The following is a 15,927-nucleotide window of genomic DNA, read 5'->3' on the forward strand; positions in this document are numbered from 1 at the left end:
GATGAGATGATGCATAGAAGTAAGGCATGGTTATTTATTGCAGGGAGCTTGTTATGTTTAGCAGGGCAAGTTCAAGCTAAAGATGTCATTGTTGAAATATATAAGAAAAAATTTATTCCCAGCGAAATAACAATAGAAGCCGGCGATAGAGTTATTTGGAAAAATATTGAAAAACGTCAATATCACAATGTTTGGTTTAAAGGCTCAGGCGAAGAAGAGCCAGACTACTTTTTCCCCGATGAAAGCTATGAACGCACATTCGATAAGTTAGGTAGTTTTGCGTATGAATGTGGCCCTCATCCTAAGATGAAAGGTTTGGTTATTGTTAAAAAGACCGAGCAATAACCTTATAAAAGTTATTGATTTAAACTTAGCTATCAAGTCGCTATAACCCTAATTTACTTGAGGTTATAGCGCTTTTTTGTTGTGAAATAGGATGATAAAAAGGCAAGTTTTTTGATATAGCTCAAAATTTTTCCTAATTATGTAACTATTTATTACAACCCCTCGAAAACTTGATTTCCATCAAGTTGCTTACTAAGCTTCCTCGCTATTATCTGTTTGCTTTATAAAACTTACGCATGAACTATTTCATTAAGGAAACACCATGTCAGAGAGCTTTACTAAAGGCATGGCAAGGAATATTTATTACGGTGGAAGTATCTTCTTCTTCTTAATATTCTTAGCTTTGACTTTTCACACAGTAAAAGAGATGCCCAAACGGGATAATCGAGAAAATATTACCGAAGCAGTTGAACGCGGTAAACACCTATGGGAAAAAAACAATTGTGTCGGTTGTCACTCGTTAATTGGTGAAGGTGCTTATTTTGCTCCGGAACTAGCAAACGTTTATGATCGTCGTGGCGGTGGTAGTGAAGAAGGTTTTAAAGCCTTTTTAAACGGTTGGATGAAGGCTCAACCTTTAAACATCCCAGGTCGTCGTCAAATGCCTAACTTTCACTTAAATGACCAAGAAATTGATGATTTAGCGGAATTCCTTAAGTGGACTTCAGAGCTAGATGACAATAACTGGCCACCGAACATTGAGGGGTAGGGCGTGAATACTTTAAAATATCAATCACAAGCCGTAGCAAAACCTTATTTTATTTTCGCTATGATCTTGTTTGTAGGCCAGATATTATTTGGTCTTATCATGGGCTTGCAATATGTTGTTGGTGACTTTTTAGGTGGAATTATTCCATTTAACGTTGCTCGTATGGTGCATACCAATCTACTGATTGTTTGGTTACTCTTTGGTTTCATGGGTGCTGCTTATTACTTAGTGCCTGAAGAATCAGAAACTGAACTCTTTAGTCCTAAGCTTGCAATCGCGTTATTCTGGATATTTGCAGCTGCTGGTGTATTAACAATTTTAGGTTACTTATTAGTACCTTACTCAACGTTAGCAGATATTACCTTTAATGAATTATGGCCAACTATGGGTCGTGAATTCCTTGAGCAACCAACCGTTACTAAATTAGGTATTGTTGTTGTTTGTTTAGGCTTCTTATTCAACTTAGGCATGACTATCTTAAAAGGTCGTAAAACGGCTATTAACATGGTTATGATGACTGGTTTAATCGGTTTAGCAGTATTCTTCTTATTCTCTTTCTACAACCCGACTAACTTAGCATTAGATAAATACTTCTGGTGGTTTGTTGTTCATTTATGGGTAGAAGGTGTTTGGGAATTAATCATGGGCGCTATCTTAGCTTATGTATTAATCAAAGTTACTGGTGTTGACCGTGAAGTAATCGAAAAATGGTTATACGTAATCATTGCGATGGCACTTATCTCAGGTATCTTAGGTACAGGTCATCATTTCTACTGGTTAATGACTCCTGAATACTGGCAGTGGGTTGGTTCTATCTTCTCAGCACTTGAACCACTTCCTTTCTTCGCTATGGTACTGTATGCATTTAATATGGTTAACCGTCGTCGCCGTGAACATCCTAACAAAGCTGCTACATTATGGGCACTAGGTACAGCGGTAATGGCATTCTTAGGTGCTGGTGTATGGGGCTTCTTACATACATTATCATTTGTTAACTACTATACGCATGGTTCACAAATTACTGCTGCTCATGGTCACATGGCTTTCTACGGCGCATATGCAATGATTGTTATGACAATTATCTCTTATGCAATGCCTAAGTTACGCGGTATCGGTGAAGCTAACTGTAACAAAGCACAAGTTGTTGAAATGTGGGGCTTCTGGTTAATGACAGTAGCTATGGTATTCATCACTTTATTCTTAACAGGTGCTGGTATCTTACAAGTATGGCTACAACGTTTACCTGAGTCTGGCGAAGCGTTAAGCTTTATGGCAACTCAAGATAAACTTGCTATCTTCTACTGGTTACGTGAAATTTCTGGTGTGATCTTCCTTATAGGTTTGATTTCTTATATCGCTAGTTTCTTCATTACAGAGAAAACAGCTCAAGCATAATGTAACTACACTGTGTTGATTGACAAAAAGCCGTGACAGTGTCGCGGCTTTTTTTTGCCTATATATTTTACCAAGCCTATTAAATTATTGCCGACTTGTGCTGATTTATTTGTTCCTATGTACGATAGGAATACAAACTTAATGGCATTGGGATTGTTCATCCCATTTTATCTTCACTTTACCGAAAATCATTTTATCCCAGCTACACTAGCTGTTAGTTTGCCTTTTCCTAATTTAACTCACGTTAATTTCAACAACTTACTCTGATGAGGATTACATTATTTTTGCTTCAATCGCTCGCACAACTCCACGTAGGCAGAAAGGCTTTAGCATTCTAATCTCTGTCATAGTGATACTTAGCTTTTTCTCCCGCTTAGTTTTAGCTACTAATGAAAAGGTTGAACAACAGCACGGTGTTCATGAACGCAAACTGACTATTGATGGCAAACATGTCACCAAACATAGTACTAAAGTTAATGGAGAAAAATTTAAGTATAGTGCGACTACTGGAACACAGCCCGTGTGGGATGAAGAAGGTAAGCCAATCGCAAGTTTGTTTTATACTTACTATCAACGTAGTGATGTAAAAGATCGTGCAAAACGTCCGTTATTAATCTCCTTTAATGGGGGCCCAGGCTCTGCGTCTGTATGGATGCATGTAGCTTATACTGGACCAAGAGTACTGAATGTTGATGATGAAGGTTATCCACTACAGCCCTATGGCGTAAAAACTAATCCTTATTCAATTTTAGATGTTGCAGATATTGTTTTTGTTAACCCAGTCAATACTGGCTACTCGCGTGTATTACCAAATAAAGATGGAAAAATGCCTAGTAAAGAGCAGCAAAAAGAGCTGTTTTTTGGCGTTAATGCTGATATTAACTATTTGGCTGAGTGGCTTAATACTTTTGTAACGCGTAATGAACGCTGGCGCTCGCCAAAATATCTCATAGGTGAAAGTTATGGTACTACGCGTGTCTCAGGGTTAGCGAAAGAGCTACAAGCACGCCAATGGATGTATGTTAATGGTGTGATTTTAGTGTCACCAACCGATATTGGCATCAAACGAGAGGGACCGGTAAAAGCGGCAAATAGGTTACCTTATTTTGCTGCCGCGGCATGGTATCACAAAGCCTTAATACCAGCTCTTCAGCAAAAGTCGTTAGCAGAGTTACTTGTAGAAGTTGAGATGTTTACTATTAGTGAATATTTGCCTGCACTCGCTAAAGGCGGTTTTATTCTCGAGCAAGAGAAACAAGCGATTGCAGAGCAAGTCTCAAAATATGCGGGTTTATCAGTTGAAGCAGTCATTGCCAATAATTTAGATGTTAATAATGCCTTTTTTTGGAAGGAGTTATTACGCGATAGAAAGCAAACTATCGGTCGGTTGGATTCACGTTATTTAGGCATTGATAAAAAGGTCGCAGGCTCGAGCCCAGATTATAACGCGGAATTAAGCTCATGGTTGCACAGTTTTACTCCGGCGATTAATTATTATTTACGTGAGGAATTAGAGTATAAAACAGATATTAAATACAACATGTTTGGTAAGGTCCACCCATGGGATCGTACTGGCAATAAAACAGGTGAAGGTCTTCGTTCAGCTATGGCACAGAATCCATATTTACGAGTAATGATTCAGTCGGGATACTTTGATGGCGCAACCAATTACTTTGATGCTAAATATACTATGTGGCAATTAGATCCCAGTGGCTTAATGAAAGATCGTTTATCCTTTAAAGGATATGAGAGTGGCCATATGATGTATTTACGTCATGAAGATTTGCGAGATGCTAACCAAGATATTCGTGAGTTTATTAAAAGCAGCTTACCTAAGGCTGGTGAAGCGGCTAAGTATTAGCAGAGCTTATTGAGTTATCTATAAAAAGCTTGCCGGGGTTACTTGGTAAGCTTTTTTTGTTTATGGCGTGTACTGACTACTTGATAAAAGCGATAGTTTATATATTGATTTCTTTTTAGCCTAAAGAGCTGTATAATGCGCGCCCAATTATAGTCCTATTCGTTCACCTGCTTAAAGTAGCGGTCAACGACAGAAACAGCGAGTAAAGCCTGTGTTAGATAAATTAAGAAATGTGGCAATTATTGCTCACGTTGACCACGGAAAAACCACTTTAGTTGATAAACTATTAGAACAGTCAGGTACACTAGACGCCCGTGGCGGTTTAGAAGAACGTACGATGGATTCGAACGATATCGAAAAAGAGCGTGGTATCACAATCTTAGCTAAAAACACGGCTATTAACTACAATGAATACCGTGTAAATATCGTAGATACTCCTGGCCATGCTGATTTTGGTGGTGAAGTTGAGCGTGTAATGTCAATGGTTGATTCTGTACTACTAATCGTTGATGCTCAAGAAGGCCCTATGCCACAAACTCGTTTTGTGACACAAAAAGCATTCGCACAAGGTTTAAAACCAATTGTTGTAATTAACAAGGTTGATAAGCCAGGTTCTCGTCCTGATTGGGTTATGGATCAAGTTTTTGAATTATTTGATAACTTAGGTGCAACAGACGAACAGTTAGACTTTAAAGTGGTATACGCTTCAGCTATCAACGGTTGGGCATCACTTGAAGAAGGCGAAACAGGTTCTGATATGACGCCACTTTTTGATACCATCCTTAATGAAGTTCCTGCACCAAAAGCGGATCCTGATGGCGCATTCCAAATGCAAATATCTCAACTTGATTACAGCTCATACTTAGGCGTAATTGGTGTTGGTCGTATTATGCGTGGTTCTGTTAAGCCTAACCAACAAGTAACAATTCAATTAGCAAACGGTGGTGTTCATAACGCTAAAGTAGGTAAAGTATTTGGATACTTGGGTCTAGAGCGTCATGATATCGAAGAAGGTTTTGCTGGTGACATTATTGCAATTACCGGTTTAGGAGAATTAAAAATCTCTGATACTATTTGTTGTCCAACTGAAGTTGAAGGTTTACCTGCGTTATCAATTGATGAACCGACTATCAACATGACTTTCCAAGTAAATACTTCACCATTCTGTGGTAAAGAAGGTAAGTATGTAACTTCACGTAATATCAAAGATCGTTTAGAAAAAGAATTAGTTCATAACGTTGCTTTACGTGTTGAGCAATTAGATGATCCTGATAAATTTAAAGTATCAGGTCGTGGTGAGCTTCATTTAGGTATCTTAATTGAAAACATGCGTCGTGAAGGCTATGAATTAGCGGTATCACGTCCAGAAGTTATTATTCGTGAAGTAAATGGTGAGTTACAAGAACCTTACGAAACAGTAACTATTGATGTTGAAGAGCAACATCAAGGTTCAATCATGGAAAAAATGGGGGTTCGTAAAGCTGAACTTACTGATATGGCACCAGACGGTACGGGTCGTATCCGTATGGACTTTATCATGCCAAGTCGTGGTTTAATTGGTTTCCAAACTGAATTTATGACAATTACGTCAGGCTCTGGTTTAATTTACCATACATTCTTTGAATACGGTCCTCATAAGGGTGGCGAAATCGGTCAACGCTTGAACGGTGTTATGATTGCTAACGCTACGGGTAAAGCATTAACCAACGCTATCTTTAACTTACAATCTCGTGGTCGTATGTTAATTGGTCACGGTATTGATATCTATGAAGGACAAGTTATTGGTATCCACAGTCGTGATAACGATTTAACAGTAAATGCCCTTAAAGGTAAGCAGTTAACTAACGTTCGTTCATCAGGTACTGATGAAGCGCAAACGTTAACGCCACCTATCATTATGTCATTAGAGCAAGCATTAGAATTTATTGATAATGATGAGCTAGTAGAAGTAACACCTGATAGCATTCGTATACGTAAGAAGTTCTTGAAAGAGAGTGATCGTAAACGTGAAGGTCGTGCAGCTAAGTAATTACTGACTTCTTGATAAATATTGAAAAACGCCTATCGCGAAAGTGATAGGCGTTTTTTTATGGTTGTGATTTTTAGGCCTATGATGATGAAAGCTAAAATATTAGCAATAGCGTATGTAAGACATGTCTGCAATTAGTGCAAGCATTATCCATAATAGTAGCAATGCTGTCAGGTAAGTGACTGTATCTTAGGTTTTAAATGATAAAAAGCATCGGACTATTCATATTTTGTTACTTCTGCGCTAAAAATAACTAAGCAGACAAAGCGCAATATTACTACGCTTATAGATATCAAGTGGCAAGTTAGAAGCCGCTTTTTTAACACAAAAGGAATTGTATTATGTCACCAGCGCAGCTAAAAGAGCTACAAGAGTTAAGTCATATCTTCAGTCAAGGAAAAGCTGACCCGAAACAAATACATCAGCTCTCAGCTTTGTTAGAACAAATTAACTGCTTTGGCGAAGATGACAAAGCAGAAGATAATGGTTAGGAAAACTATACTAGTGCACTCAACGTCATTAGATAGTGAGGTACTATTTTATGTTATGCAGATAATAGAAGTTAGTGACTGCGTTTATTAACCATTGTCTCGATAAGTTGCTGCGTCTATTATTGCCCACAAATGAAAGATGCCAGCAATAATCGCTGGAACGACCATCCACCAAAGGGCATAACCACCAACGCACACAATGGCAAAAACTAATGCCGCCATTAATCTACCTTGCACTAATTGCCCTAATCCCGGGAAAAACACATTACAAATTGCAGAAATTACATTACCTGCAGAACCTTGACTAGCCATTAGCCACTCCAAATTATTCTATAGTGAAACTAGCATAAACTAGCTAATTAATTGTCTCTATCTTAATATATATGCCAAATAGGGCAAATCAGTAAATTGTTAACAAATATGAGTTTATTTAAAGAAACAAAGCTAATAAGTTTTTGGCACGAACATAAAGGGCTTCTCTTTTATTTTACCCGTCGTGTACAGCGTGAGCAAATACAAGTGGTTGCCGGCTATTTATCTTATGTTTGCTTAATGTCATTGGTGCCGTTAGTCGTTGTTATGTTCTCAGTAATGACGGCATTCCCACTTTTTGCTGAGTTGCAGCACAGTATTGAGCAGTTTGTGTATCAAAATTTTGTACCTGCTGCAGGCGATGTGGTGCAACAGTATTTAACTGGCTTTGTTGCTAATGCCTCAAAAATGTCGGCAGTTGCCATCTCTTTTTTATTTGTGGCGGCACTTCTTCTTATTTCATCTATTGATAATACTTTCAATAAAATCTGGCGAGTCACAGATAAACGGCGCACCATCACCTCATTTGCTATGTACTGGATGGTCTTAACATTAGGTCCAATATTGGTAGGTGCAAGTATTGCGTTATCTTCTTATCTTGTTTCTATTGTCGCAGTGGATGAATATGATGTACTAGGTTTATCAGATATGTTTATACACTTATTGCCACTGCTTTCTTCTATTATCGCTTTTATTATCCTATATATCGCAGTGCCTAATAAAGCTGTTCCCTTCAAGTATGCCTTATGTGGTGCCATAGTGGCTGGTGTTTTATTTGAATTAGCTAAAAAAGCGTTTGCACTGTATATTGCAGCATTTCCTTCTTACCAAGTCATTTATGGTGCACTGGCAACCATTCCAATTATATTTCTTTGGGTCTATGTTTCTTGGGTCATCGTGCTTACAGGGGCATTAATAACGGTTTCCTTGCAAGAGTATGGCGTTTTGAAAGAACAAAAAGTAAAAGAAATTGATAGATCACAAGATAAGGATGAGAAAGCATCATGATAGCTTTAATACAACGGGTGAGTCAGGCAAGTGTCACCGTTGATGATGAGATAATTGGGGAAATTGAAAAAGGCTTATTAGTTTTTCTGGCTGTAGAACCATTAGATAGCGAACAAAAAGCAAAACGGTTAGCTGAACGTGTTGCTGGCTATCGTGTTTTTAATGATGAAAATGACAAGATGAACTTAAATGTACAACAAGCAGGCGGTGATATTTTGGTGGTATCTCAATTTACCTTAGCTGCGGATACTTCAAGTGGTATGAGGCCGAGTTTTACAACCGCAGCAAAACCAGAGTTTAGTAATCGACTTTATGAGTTTTTTGTTTCCCAGTTAAGAAATAAAGGTTTTAACGTTCCGACAGGGGAGTTTGCCGCTGACATGAAAGTCGGCTTAATTAACGATGGTCCTGTTACCTTTACCCTAACAATTTGACCTTCCAAGCGTTATAAATAAACACTGTTTAATTTTTAACTAATTAAACTATCACTTTACATTAAGTGGTGTTATAATCTCGCGCCCGTTAAGTTTGAGTGGTGACATTTATGTCTAAATTCTAAACAAGATGGGGGTCTTTCAAAGGCAGTGACGGGTCAATTTCTGGCCTTAAATTTTATATTATCTTATTGTTTATCTTGTGTTTAACAAGGTTTTTTAAAAGATAACAATGGAGCAAAATCAATGATCCAAATGCAATCACAGCTGAATGTTGCTGATAACAGTGGCGCTAAGCGTGTTCAATGTATAAAGGTTCTTGGTGGCTCGCACCGTCGCTATGCACGCATTGGTGATATCATCAAAGTTGCCGTAAAGGAAGCAAGTCCTCGCGGTAAAGTAAAAAAAGGTGATGTTCACACTGCGGTAGTGGTGCGCACTAAGAAAGGTGTTCGTCGTACAGATGGTTCTGCTATCCGTTTTGACGAAAACGCGGCTGTAATGTTAAACGCTAACTTACAACCAATTGGTACTCGTATTTTCGGGCCTGTGACACGTGAACTTCGTAATGAGAAATTTATGAAGATCGTATCATTAGCACCAGAAGTACTTTAAGGAGTCACGATAATGGCATCTAAAATTCGTCGTGATGATGAAGTAATTATACTTGCAGGTAAAGACAAGGGTAAGACTGGTAAAGTCACTAAAGTTCTTGTTGAAAGCGGCAAAGTATTCGTAGAAGGCGTAAACCTAATCAAGAAACACACTAAGCCTGTACCTCAGTTACAGCAGCCTGGTGGAATTGTTGAAAAAGAAGCACCTTTACAAGTTTCCAACGTAGCGATTGTTAACCCAGCAACGGGCAAAGCAGATCGTGTTGGTTTTAGAATTGAAAACGACAAAAAAGTACGTTTTTTCAAATCTAATAACGAATTAATTTAATTGGAGTAAACGATGGCGAAACTGCATGATTTATATAAAGATACAGTTGTAGCTGAATTGCAAAAGCAATTTGGTTATAAAAGTGTCATGCAAGTCCCTCGGATTGAAAAGATCACCCTAAACATGGGTGTTGGTGAAGCTATTTCTGATAAGAAAGTTTTAGAACACGCCACAAATGATCTTACTGCAATCTCAGGGCAAAAGCCGATCACGACAGTAGCACGCAAATCAGTTGCGGGCTTCAAAATTCGTGAAGGCTACCCTATTGGTACAAAAGTAACTCTACGCGGCGAGCGTATGTGGGAATTCTTAGAGCGTTTAATCTCTATTTCTATTCCTCGTATCCGTGACTTCCGTGGCTTAAATCCTAAGTCATTCGATGGTCGTGGTAACTACAGCATGGGCGTTCGTGAGCAAATTATCTTCCCTGAAATCGAATACGATAAAATCGATAAAATTCGCGGATTAGATATCACTATTACTACTAGCGCGAAAGATAATGCAGAAGGACTAGCTCTATTGTCTGCCTTTGATTTCCCGTTCAAGAAGAAGGTGTAGAGTTATGGCTAAAACGTCAATGAAAGCTCGTGAAGCTAAAAGAACTAAGTTAGTAGCACAATATGCTGAAAAGCGTGCTGCATTAAAAGCAATCATCTCTGGTGTTGATTCTTCTGATGAAGAACGCTGGGATGCTGTATTGAAACTTCAAAGTTTACCTCGTGATTCATCACGTAGCCGTCAACGTAATCGTTGTAATGTTACTGGTCGTCCACATGGTTTCTTACGTAAATTTGGTTTAAGCCGTATTAAGTTACGCGAAACTATGATGCGTGGTGAAGTTCCAGGTCTTAAGAAAGCTAGTTGGTAATTCACGGGAGTAAATGGTTATGATGACTGATCCTATCGCGGACATGTTTACACGCATCCGCAACGGTCAATCTGCAGCAAAAGTTGCAGTACAAATGCCATCTTCAAAAGTTAAAGTTGCAATTGCAAACTTGCTTAAAGAAGAAGGTTATATTTCAGATTATTCAGTATCAGGTGATGTAAAACCTGAGCTAGCTGTAACTTTGAAGTATTTTGAAGGTAAAGAAGTAATTGAAAAGATCAAACGTGTTTCACGTCCTGGTCTTCGTATATACAAAAGCTGTGATGAACTTCCTAAAGTTCTTGCTGGTATGGGTATTGCGATCATTTCGACTTCTAAAGGTTTGATGACGGATCGCGCCGCTCGCTCTGCGGGTATTGGCGGTGAAGTTCTTGGTTTCGTAGAGTAAGGAGAATAATATGTCTCGTGTTGCAAAAGCACCTGTCGTTGTCCCTGCCGGCGTTACCATTACGTTATCAGGTCAAGACATTACAGTTAAAGGTCCAGTAGGTGAATTATCACGTACGATCCATAGTTTTGTTGCTGTTTCTCAAGAAGAGAACAACATCATTACTACAATCGCATGTGATGACAGAAATGCATGGGCTCAAGCCGGTACTGCACGCGCTTTAATCAACAATATGGTTGAAGGTGTTAGTAAAGGTTTTGAAAAGAAATTAGTTTTACAGGGTGTTGGTTACCGTGCAAAAGCTGCTGGTAAATCTTTAGATTTATCTTTAGGTTTTTCACACCCAGTTAAACACGCTATTCCTGAAGGAATTACTGTTGAAACTCCTAGCCAAACTGAAATCACACTGAAAGGTTGTGATAAACATTTAGTTGGTCAAACCGCAGCGAACATTCGTGCATACCGTAAGCCAGAGCCTTATAAAGGTAAAGGTGTACGTTACGCTGATGAATACGTTCGTCGTAAAGAAGCTAAGAAGAAGTAGGGTAATACTATGGATAAGAGAACATCTCGTTTGCGCCGCGCTAAACGCGCTCGTGCAAAAATTAGCGAGTTGGGTGCGAATCGTTTAGTTATATTCCGTACTCCTCGTCACATTTACGCTCAATTGATCGCTCCTACGGGTTCTGAAGTAATCGCATCTGCGTCTACTTTAGATAAAGAAGTTGCAGCTCAAATTGAAAAAACAGGTAATGTTGCAGCAGCAACTGCAGTAGGTAAAGCAATCGCTGAACGTGCTGTAGCAAAAGGTATCTCTAAGATAGCTTTTGATCGCTCTGGTTTCCTTTACCATGGTCGCGTAAAAGCGTTAGCAGAAGCAGCTCGTGAAGCTGGTCTTCAGTTCTAAGGGTTTATAATGGCTAATCATAATCAAGAAAACTCACAGCAAAGTGATATGGCTGAAAAGCTAATCGCCGTTAACCGCGTATCTAAAGTGGTTAAAGGTGGTCGCATATTCAGCTTTACTGCACTAACAGTAGTTGGTGACGGTAACGGTCGTGTTGGTTTTGGCTACGGTAAAGCACGTGAAGTGCCTGCTGCAATCCAAAAAGCAATGGAAAAAGCACACCGTAACATAGTAAACGTTGACCTGAAGGGAACTACTCTTCAGCATGTCATTATTGGCAAGCATTCTGGTTCTAAAGTTTACATGCAACCAGCTTCTGAAGGTACAGGTATCATCGCCGGTGGCGCGATGCGTGCAGTACTTGAAGTTGCAGGCGTTCAGAACGTATTGTCAAAAGCATACGGTTCTACTAACCCAATCAACGTAGTTCGCGCTACTGTTTCTGCCCTAGTGAATATGCATTCACCAGAAGGCATGGCAGCTAAACGTGGCAAGCGCGTTGACGAAATACTGGGGTAATTGAGCATGTCTAAAACAGTTAAAGTAACTCAACTAAAAAGCTCTATCGGTCGTTTACCGAAGCATAGAGCTACATTAAGAGGCCTTGGTCTACGTCGTATCAATCATACAGTTGAGTTAGAAGATACTCCATCTGTACGTGGTATGATTAACAAGGTTTACTATATGGTTAAGGTGGAGGATTAATTATGCATTTAAATACTTTATCCCCTGCACCGGGATCTAACAAAGCTAAAAAACGCTGTGGTCGTGGTATTGGTTCAGGCATCGGTAAAACTGGTGGTCGTGGTCACAAAGGTCAGAAGTCTCGTTCTGGCGGTAGTGTACGTCCTGGTTTTGAAGGTGGTCAAATGCCATTGAAACAACGTTTACCTAAATTTGGTTTTACTTCACGTAAGTCTTTAGTTCGCGCTGAAGTTCGTTTACACGAATTAAACCTAATTACAGGCGATGTTGTTGATATTCACGCACTTAAAGACGCTGGCCTAATTACACGTAATATCGTAGCTGTTAAAGTTATGTTATCTGGCGAAATTACTCGTCCAATTACATTACGTGGTATTGCAGTAACTAAAGGCGCACAAGCAGCAATTGAAGCTGCTGGTGGCAAAGTAGAGGAATAATACACAATGGCTACACCAGGAACGGCTACTTCACAAGGTAGTAAGGGCGCAGGCGGTTTGTCTGAGCTTAAACAAAGATTATGGTTCGTATTCGTCGCCTTAGTTGTGCTTCGTTTAGGGTCTTTTGTGCCAATCCCTGGTATTGACGCCGCTGTATTAGCTCAGTTCTTTGAACAACAAAAGGGCACCATTGTAGAAATGTTTAACATGTTCTCCGGTGGTGCACTTGAGCGAGCCTCAGTATTGGCGCTTGGTATTATGCCGTACATCTCAGCTTCGATTATTATGCAATTGCTAACTGTGGTTCATCCCGCAATGGCAGAGCTTAAAAAAGAAGGTGAAGCTGGACGTCGTAAAATCAGTCAATACACACGCTACGGCACTTTAGTTCTAGCAACAGTACAATCGATAGCGATTGCCAGAAGTTTACCGGATATGATGCAAGGGCTTGTTATTAATGCAGGCTTTAGTTTCTATTTCACCGCAGTCATTAGTTTAATCACTGGTACCATGTTTTTAATGTGGTTAGGTGAACAAATTACTGAACGTGGTATTGGTAATGGTATTTCGATTATTATCTTTGCAGGTATTGTTGCTGGCATGCCATCCGCAGTTGGTCAAACGGCTGAAATGGCGCGTCAAGGTGAATTGCACTTATTAGTATTATTGCTTATAGGCGTTGTGGTATTTGCAGTAACTTTCTTAGTAGTATTTGTGGAACGTGGTCAACGACGTATTGTTGTTAATTACGCGAAACGTCAGCAAGGTCGTAAGGTGTTTGCTGCACAAAGTACTCACTTACCTTTGAAAGTGAATATGGCTGGTGTTATACCGCCAATCTTTGCCTCAAGTTTAATCTTGTTTCCAGGCACGCTTGCGAGCTGGTTTGGTCAAGGTGACGGCCCCGTAGCTGATTTCTTACAAGGTGTTTCAGGAGCTATGTCTCCAGGGCAACCTTTGTATGTGATGATGTTAGCGGCAGCAATTATATTTTTCTGTTTCTTTTACACGGCTCTTGTATTCAACCCGCGTGAAACTGCAGATAACTTGAAAAAGTCAGGTGCGTTCATTCCAGGGATTCGTCCGGGTGAACAAACATCCAAATATATTGATAAAGTAATGACACGTTTAACCTTAGCTGGTGCAGCGTATATTACCTTTGTCTGTTTGGTTCCACAGTTTATGATCATGGCATGGGACGTACAGTTCTATTTCGGCGGTACATCTTTATTGATTATCGTAGTAGTGATTATGGACTTTATGGCACAAGTACAAACGCATATGATGTCTCATCAATATGACAATGTACTTAAAAAAGCGAACTTAAAAGGCTATGGTCGTTAGACCGAGTCGATTTAGTTAACGGAGTATAAAATGAAAGTACGTGCATCCGTAAAAAAGATTTGTCGTAATTGTAAAGTGGTAAAGCGTAAAGGCGTAATTCGCGTTCTTTGTGTTGAACCAAAGCACAAACAAAGACAAGGTTAAGCTTAGCTTTTAACCTAATATCTTTTAGAAGTGGCATTATGCAGATTTATCTGTATAATGCCGCTTCGATTTGCAGAAAAAGAGAATGGTTGGGTATCCTAACGGGCTTTCCAACCAAAGTAATTTTAATTATTAATAGGAGATGTGTTAGTGGCCCGTATCGCTGGCATTAACATCCCTGATCGTAAGCATGCAGTAATCGCCATTACTGCGATTTACGGTATCGGAGCTACACGTGCGAAAGCAATTTGTGCAGCTACTGGTATCGCTGAATCAACGAAGATCAGTGAATTAGACGAAGCAAAAATAGATTTGCTACGCGCTGAAGTGGATAAATTTACCGTTGAAGGTGATTTACGCCGTGAAGTTTCAATGAACATTAAACGTCTTATGGATTTAGGTTGTTACCGTGGCATTCGTCACCGTCGCAGTCTTCCTCTACGTGGTCAACGCACTAAAACAAATGCGCGTACCCGTAAAGGTCCTCGTAAGCCAATTAAGAAGTAAGAGGAACTAGACAATGGCTAAAACACCAGTTCGTACGCGTAAACGCGTAAAAAAACAAGTTGCTGATGGCATGGCTCATATCCATGCTTCTTTCAACAACACAATCGTGACTCTTACAGACCGTCAAGGTAATGCGTTATCTTGGGCGACTGCCGGTGGTTCAGGTTTCCGTGGTTCACGTAAATCAACTCCGTTCGCTGCGCAAGTAGCTGCAGACCGCGCAGGCGCTGTTGCAAAAGAGTTTGGCTTGAAGAATATTGAAGTGTTCGTTAAAGGTCCAGGTCCAGGTCGTGAATCTGCTATCCGTGCCTTAAATGCTGCTGGTTTTAAAATCACCAACATTACTGACGTTACACCTATTCCTCATAATGGTTGTCGTCCTCCTAAGAAACGTCGCGTTTAATTGCACTTTTTAGGATAGTTGGAGAAAGAAAATGGCTAGATATTTAGGTCCTAAGTTAAAGCTTAGCCGCCGCGAAGGTACAGATTTGTTCCTTAAAAGCGGTGTTAGAGCAATTGACACTAAATGTAAAATCGAAACAATACCAGGTCAACATGGCGCCCGTCGCGGTCGTTTGTCTGACTACGGTGTTCAACTTCGTGAAAAACAAAAAGTTCGTCGTATTTATGGCGTACTAGAAAAACAATTCAGTAATTACTACAAAGAAGCGGCACGTCAAAAAGGCAACACAGGTGAAAACTTGTTACAGCTTTTAGAGACTCGTTTAGATAACGTAGTTTACCGTATGGGTTATGCAAGCACACGTGCTGAAGCCCGTCAATTAGTTAGCCATAAGGCTATCGTGGTAAATGGCGTTGTAGTTAATATTCCATCTTTCACTGTTAAAGCTGAAGATACTGTTTCTGTTCGTGAGAAGTCTAAAACTCAAGCGCGTATCATCGCTGCTTTAGAATTGGCTGATCAACGTGAGAAGCCACTTTGGATTGAAGTAGATAATAAGAAGCTTGAAGGCGTTTTCAAACGTGTTCCAGATCGTGCTGACTTATCTGCCGAAATTAATGAACAGTTGATTGTTGAACTTTACTCTAAATAGTAAAGTTGCACTTTAAGAGAGGACA

Annotated in this window: 24 protein-coding genes; 23 read left to right on the forward strand and 1 reads right to left on the reverse strand. The window is 39.7% G+C overall.

All coding sequences use genetic code 11. The features are described 5' to 3' along the window. Positions 1–6 precede the first annotated feature (6 nt). The 6 genes from ND2E_RS06605 to ND2E_RS23145 all read left to right on the forward strand — a co-directional run bounded on the left by ND2E_RS06605 (position 7) and on the right by ND2E_RS23145 (position 6,830). Entirely contained in the window at positions 7–345 is a 339-nt protein-coding gene (locus tag ND2E_RS06605; protein WP_223303645.1) for a cupredoxin domain-containing protein, read from the forward strand. A gap of 262 nt (positions 346–607) precedes the next feature. Next, the gene (locus ND2E_RS06600; RefSeq protein ID WP_033094738.1) at positions 608–1,054 is read left to right on the forward strand and encodes a c-type cytochrome; all 447 of its coding nucleotides are present in this window, start codon (positions 608–610) and stop codon (positions 1,052–1,054) included. Between the two features lie 3 nt (positions 1,055–1,057). After that, a complete protein-coding gene (locus ND2E_RS06595; RefSeq protein ID WP_033094739.1) occupies positions 1,058–2,449 on the forward strand; it encodes a cbb3-type cytochrome c oxidase subunit I in 1,392 nt (463 codons plus the stop codon). Positions 2,450–2,795: 346 nt separating this feature from the next. After that, positions 2,796–4,310 carry a S10 family peptidase gene (locus ND2E_RS06590; protein WP_150113774.1) on the forward strand — a complete coding sequence of 505 codons (1,515 nt, stop codon included), beginning with the start codon at positions 2,796–2,798 and terminating at the stop codon, positions 4,308–4,310. Between the two features lie 211 nt (positions 4,311–4,521). After that, a complete protein-coding gene (gene typA, locus ND2E_RS06585) occupies positions 4,522–6,339 on the forward strand; it encodes a translational GTPase TypA (RefSeq protein WP_033094741.1) in 1,818 nt (605 codons plus the stop codon). Positions 6,340–6,680: 341 nt separating this feature from the next. After that, the gene (locus ND2E_RS23145) at positions 6,681–6,830 is read left to right on the forward strand and encodes a hypothetical protein (RefSeq protein WP_190277849.1); all 150 of its coding nucleotides are present in this window, start codon (positions 6,681–6,683) and stop codon (positions 6,828–6,830) included. An 87-nt stretch (positions 6,831–6,917) separates the two neighbouring features. Here the strand turns inward: ND2E_RS23145 and ND2E_RS06580 are convergent, their stop codons facing one another. Further along, the gene (locus ND2E_RS06580; RefSeq protein ID WP_033094742.1) at positions 6,918–7,142 is read right to left on the reverse strand and encodes a hypothetical protein; all 225 of its coding nucleotides are present in this window, start codon (positions 7,140–7,142) and stop codon (positions 6,918–6,920) included. Between the two features lie 108 nt (positions 7,143–7,250). On the opposite strand from ND2E_RS06580, the gene ND2E_RS06575 reads away from it, so the two are divergent. From ND2E_RS06575 to rpsD, 17 genes are all read left to right on the forward strand, one after another. Continuing rightward, positions 7,251–8,150, forward strand: coding sequence for a virulence factor BrkB family protein (locus tag ND2E_RS06575; RefSeq protein ID WP_052056745.1), 900 nt, complete (start codon positions 7,251–7,253; stop codon positions 8,148–8,150). Then, the gene (gene dtd, locus ND2E_RS06570) at positions 8,147–8,584 is read left to right on the forward strand and encodes a D-aminoacyl-tRNA deacylase (protein WP_033094743.1); all 438 of its coding nucleotides are present in this window, start codon (positions 8,147–8,149) and stop codon (positions 8,582–8,584) included. The genes ND2E_RS06575 and dtd overlap by 4 nt, the downstream gene beginning before the upstream one ends. Before the next feature lie 246 nt (positions 8,585–8,830). Further along, on the forward strand, positions 8,831–9,199 hold the full coding sequence (gene rplN, locus ND2E_RS06565) for a 50S ribosomal protein L14 (RefSeq protein ID WP_011041461.1): 369 nt from the start codon (positions 8,831–8,833) through the stop codon (positions 9,197–9,199). A gap of 12 nt (positions 9,200–9,211) precedes the next feature. Beyond that, complete coding sequence (gene rplX / locus ND2E_RS06560) at positions 9,212–9,526, forward strand: 50S ribosomal protein L24 (protein ID WP_033094744.1); 315 nt, start codon at positions 9,212–9,214, stop codon at positions 9,524–9,526. 12 nt (positions 9,527–9,538) lie between these two features. Continuing rightward, positions 9,539–10,084, forward strand: a complete 546-nt coding sequence (gene rplE / locus ND2E_RS06555; RefSeq protein WP_033094745.1) for a 50S ribosomal protein L5 — start codon at positions 9,539–9,541, stop codon at positions 10,082–10,084. A 4-nt stretch (positions 10,085–10,088) separates the two neighbouring features. Continuing rightward, on the forward strand, positions 10,089–10,394 hold the full coding sequence (gene rpsN / locus ND2E_RS06550; protein WP_033094746.1) for a 30S ribosomal protein S14: 306 nt from the start codon (positions 10,089–10,091) through the stop codon (positions 10,392–10,394). A 19-nt stretch (positions 10,395–10,413) separates the two neighbouring features. Then, positions 10,414–10,803 (forward strand): 30S ribosomal protein S8, encoded by a 390-nt coding sequence (gene rpsH / locus ND2E_RS06545; protein ID WP_395858443.1) that lies wholly within the window; start codon positions 10,414–10,416, stop codon positions 10,801–10,803. Between the two features lie 10 nt (positions 10,804–10,813). After that, on the forward strand, positions 10,814–11,347 hold the full coding sequence (gene rplF / locus ND2E_RS06540; RefSeq protein WP_033094748.1) for a 50S ribosomal protein L6: 534 nt from the start codon (positions 10,814–10,816) through the stop codon (positions 11,345–11,347). 9 nt (positions 11,348–11,356) lie between these two features. Further along, positions 11,357–11,710: a 50S ribosomal protein L18 gene (gene rplR, locus ND2E_RS06535; RefSeq protein WP_033094749.1), complete on the forward strand. Its 354-nt coding sequence runs from the start codon at positions 11,357–11,359 to the stop codon at positions 11,708–11,710. Between the two features lie 9 nt (positions 11,711–11,719). Continuing rightward, positions 11,720–12,229, forward strand: coding sequence for a 30S ribosomal protein S5 (gene rpsE / locus ND2E_RS06530; protein WP_033094750.1), 510 nt, complete (start codon positions 11,720–11,722; stop codon positions 12,227–12,229). A gap of 6 nt (positions 12,230–12,235) precedes the next feature. Next, the gene (rpmD, locus tag ND2E_RS06525; RefSeq protein WP_033094751.1) at positions 12,236–12,415 is read left to right on the forward strand and encodes a 50S ribosomal protein L30; all 180 of its coding nucleotides are present in this window, start codon (positions 12,236–12,238) and stop codon (positions 12,413–12,415) included. Between the two features lie 2 nt (positions 12,416–12,417). Next, positions 12,418–12,852 carry a 50S ribosomal protein L15 gene (gene rplO / locus ND2E_RS06520; RefSeq protein WP_033094752.1) on the forward strand — a complete coding sequence of 145 codons (435 nt, stop codon included), beginning with the start codon at positions 12,418–12,420 and terminating at the stop codon, positions 12,850–12,852. Between the two features lie 6 nt (positions 12,853–12,858). Further along, a complete protein-coding gene (gene secY / locus ND2E_RS06515) occupies positions 12,859–14,196 on the forward strand; it encodes a preprotein translocase subunit SecY (RefSeq protein WP_033094753.1) in 1,338 nt (445 codons plus the stop codon). Positions 14,197–14,226: 30 nt separating this feature from the next. Then, complete coding sequence (gene rpmJ / locus ND2E_RS22720) at positions 14,227–14,340, forward strand: 50S ribosomal protein L36 (RefSeq protein WP_011041472.1); 114 nt, start codon at positions 14,227–14,229, stop codon at positions 14,338–14,340. A 150-nt stretch (positions 14,341–14,490) separates the two neighbouring features. Next, positions 14,491–14,847, forward strand: coding sequence for a 30S ribosomal protein S13 (rpsM, locus tag ND2E_RS06510; RefSeq protein ID WP_011041473.1), 357 nt, complete (start codon positions 14,491–14,493; stop codon positions 14,845–14,847). Between the two features lie 13 nt (positions 14,848–14,860). After that, the gene (gene rpsK, locus ND2E_RS06505) at positions 14,861–15,250 is read left to right on the forward strand and encodes a 30S ribosomal protein S11 (RefSeq protein WP_011041474.1); all 390 of its coding nucleotides are present in this window, start codon (positions 14,861–14,863) and stop codon (positions 15,248–15,250) included. Between the two features lie 31 nt (positions 15,251–15,281). Continuing rightward, positions 15,282–15,902: a 30S ribosomal protein S4 gene (rpsD, locus tag ND2E_RS06500; protein WP_033094754.1), complete on the forward strand. Its 621-nt coding sequence runs from the start codon at positions 15,282–15,284 to the stop codon at positions 15,900–15,902. Positions 15,903–15,927: the final 25 nt, after the last annotated feature.

The sequence above is a fragment of the Colwellia psychrerythraea genome (assembly GCF_000764225.1).
Taxonomy (GTDB): Bacteria; Pseudomonadota; Gammaproteobacteria; order Enterobacterales; family Alteromonadaceae; genus Colwellia; species Colwellia psychrerythraea_D.